General features: G+C 59.3%; 3 protein-coding genes. 1 reads left to right on the top strand and 2 read right to left on the bottom strand.

Annotation, left to right across the window (positions count from 1 at the left end):
- A partial coding sequence (locus EC839_RS24435; RefSeq protein WP_218568258.1) for a hypothetical protein occupies positions 1 to 192 on the top strand: 192 nt, incomplete at its 5' end.
- A 679-nt stretch (positions 193 to 871) separates the two neighbouring features.
- Here EC839_RS24435 and EC839_RS24010 read toward each other — a convergent pair.
- Positions 872 to 1,060, bottom strand: coding sequence for a hypothetical protein (locus tag EC839_RS24010; RefSeq protein WP_132833229.1), 189 nt, complete (start codon positions 1,058 to 1,060; stop codon positions 872 to 874).
- Between the two features lie 537 nt (positions 1,061 to 1,597).
- Entirely contained in the window at positions 1,598 to 2,167 is a 570-nt protein-coding gene (locus tag EC839_RS24000) for a hypothetical protein (protein WP_017638582.1), read from the bottom strand.
- Positions 2,168 to 2,656: the final 489 nt, after the last annotated feature.

Raw genomic sequence — 2,656 nt, 5'->3', positions numbered from 1 at the left:
GCGTCGGCGAAGGTCATCTGCTTCATGGAAAAACTCGGCTGGCGGGATCGGCGTATTTCACCAGATTCAGGAAGTCTTTTTCAGACCTTCCCTAAAGCCGCCAGTGGAGCCTTTTTCCGGCGAGGAATCGCACTTGTTTCGGAAGCCAACAGCTATCCCTCGAATGCCACACCTTCGGCGTTCAGCGGATGACCGGGTTAGTAGACCAGGCACTAGCCCTGCCTCACCGCCTCTTTCGGCTTCCGCTCAATTATCGGCCTGGCGCCATCGCGGTAGAGTTCTGGTTCCAAGTGCCGGCCGATGAGCACGCCGCGACCGCCGCGCTATTGGAGGAGATCCAGTGCTTTGCGCCGGCATGAACGTGGGATCCGGCTACGTCACTGGAATAGGAGGTAGAGCGCCTACGGCAGCTCGGGGGTGCGCACTTTCTGCTTGCCTACATGCATCAGACCCGGGACCGCTGGATTGATTGTCCCGAGCACAGGAAGCTCAGGAATGTGCTGTATGGCGGGTTATAAGTGGTGGAATACGAGCGGCAATACTAGGAGAGTGCTGTGCGAGCAGCGCAGTATGAGTTTGCGGGCGGCGAACTGTTTGCGGTAGTGAAGGGGCCTTCCTCGATGCTGCAGCCGTAGCAGCTCGCATAGACGAAGCCTCGCAGCTGCTTGGCGATGTCGACCATGGTGGTAGTGACGGCCTAGGTGTCGAACCCCACACATCCAGGACGCGCGGTGTGATACCCGGCTGAGCCTTGGAGCAGGGCGTTCATGCTGGTATAACGGCCAGCGGCCGTGCTGCAAATGGTGTTGCTCTGTAGCTCGGCCGCGCTGGCGCCATCGGGCACGCGGATGACGACGGGGACGGGCTTGGACTAAACGGCGATTGCCTGCAGCGACACGGCCAGGGTGCGCTTGGTGCCGGGCTTGCCGACGGCGTCCTGGGCGTTGGTTAGCAGTACGGGCGTGTTGTGTAGGACGACGGTGACATCGGTGCCGGTACAGACCCTGCCGATGAGGGCCATGAATACTGTGGGAATGGAGCAAGCGCCTTGGTTGATCACGAGGACACGTACCCCGTGGTGGTAGTCCGCCAAGGAGGGTTGCCTGCGCAGGAAGGTAAGTGACGCTGCAGAGGCTGGCGGATCCGCGCGCCGGGTTTGTTCGGGCGTGAGCAAAAAATTTACTCGACGCTGCTGGCGATGGAGATCCTAGAACGCGTCTGGATGGGCGCGCAACCGTTAGACCGGCGACGTTTCGCCAGCCGTACCGAACGGCGCTTGTTTCGCCACAACCGAGGGACGTCGCGCAGTGGAGCGGTGCCAATGCGGAAGGACCAATATGCCCAGCCGGTGGTGGTCATCAGCCCGCGACGCTGTTTGTGCTCCTCGAGTAGAACCAGCTCCTTGATGAATTTGTAAAAGCCAGCATCGCTGAGATAGTCGTCGTTCGCATGCTCGACCACTCGATGCCCTAACCCGGTCACCATATCGAGAATGTACGCGGCAGGTAGGATGCACGTGGCTATCGGCACCACGATGATCTGGAATAATACCGAGTAGGCGGAGGAAAAGTCCGACCTGAGTGTTGGAGGCGCAGGGTTAGAAGGTTTCCTTGTCGAGCAGAGCCACGACCACAGCCGCTATCACGGCGAGAAGCCCACCGAGATACGTCGCGAAGTTACTTGCACTAGGTAGGTTGAAAAAGTGAAGGGTGCGAAGGGTCGCGGGGCTACCGGCGCGTCGCTCCAGTGACTGACGCCATTCCCATTGTTCGATGAGCTCTTTGGCCAGCTCGGCAAAGTCTTCACGGCCAGCAAAGTGCTCGGAAATCATCCGCCGCTTCGCGCGATCCGTTGCCACTATTGCCTGCCGGATGCCTAAGATCCTCTTGCCCAGGTTATCTCGGGCGAAGCGACGTCGATCGACCTCGACTAGGATCTGGGCGAGCCCTAGCAGCATTGGCATCTCCCAGAAGAGTGTCCAGTAGGAAAGATTCGCGTAGGTCGGCAGTTGCAGATAAACGTGGTGGTAGAAGAAGAGCGCTATCGACAAGACGACAAGCAACATCGATGAGGCGAAGAGGATGAATATTCGCGATCCCCAGACGAAGCTGGGGATGAGTCGGTATTCTCTCCGAAAGGTCTTAACGTGGTGGGCCACGGTCCGCATGGTCAGCTTCCCGCTTGTTGATCAATGAAGATATTCCAGGGCCACACCATGTCTCCAGCGATGCATGCCATTTCGTAGCCACAGCCGCGACGACTGGTTACCTACTAGCTGATAGGTATCTATCTGTGGCGGCCAGCTCCGGGCTGGCCGGCCAATCGCTCGCGGCAAGAACGGCGCCAATGGTGTTAACTCGGTTGAGCAGCATGCGATAGGTATTCCAGGGCTTGAGCGGCTGGACTGCGGCTTCGCTGGCAGTGTCCGGGTCCGCAGGCATCCTGCATGCCGTTGACCTGGATGTTGACGTACTGCAGCAGCAGGTCGCGCTTGCGGTTGGCCAGGTCCTTAGCCGCAGCTAGTTGCGCGGCCTCGTCCAGCCGCGACTGACCATCCTCCCTGAATCGCCCCAGCTTTCCTAGACACTCTCCAAGCTCTGGAAATAGCGCTTTTCAAACTCCACTGGCGATAGCTGCATAGCGCTGCTGTGCCGTC

This window comes from Pseudomonas sp. JUb52 (genome assembly GCF_004341115.1).
Classification (GTDB): Bacteria; Pseudomonadota; Gammaproteobacteria; order Pseudomonadales; family Pseudomonadaceae; genus Chryseomonas; species Chryseomonas oryzihabitans.
Note: the sequence above shows the minus strand (reverse complement) of the source record. Positions and strands in the feature narration are given on the sequence as shown.

What these genes read in the sequence shown, in the direction of transcription:
- EC839_RS24000 (WP_017638582.1), bottom strand. Translation starts at nt 2,167, where the DNA reads ATGCGGACCGTGGCCCACCACGTTAAGACCTTTCGGAGAGAATACCGA.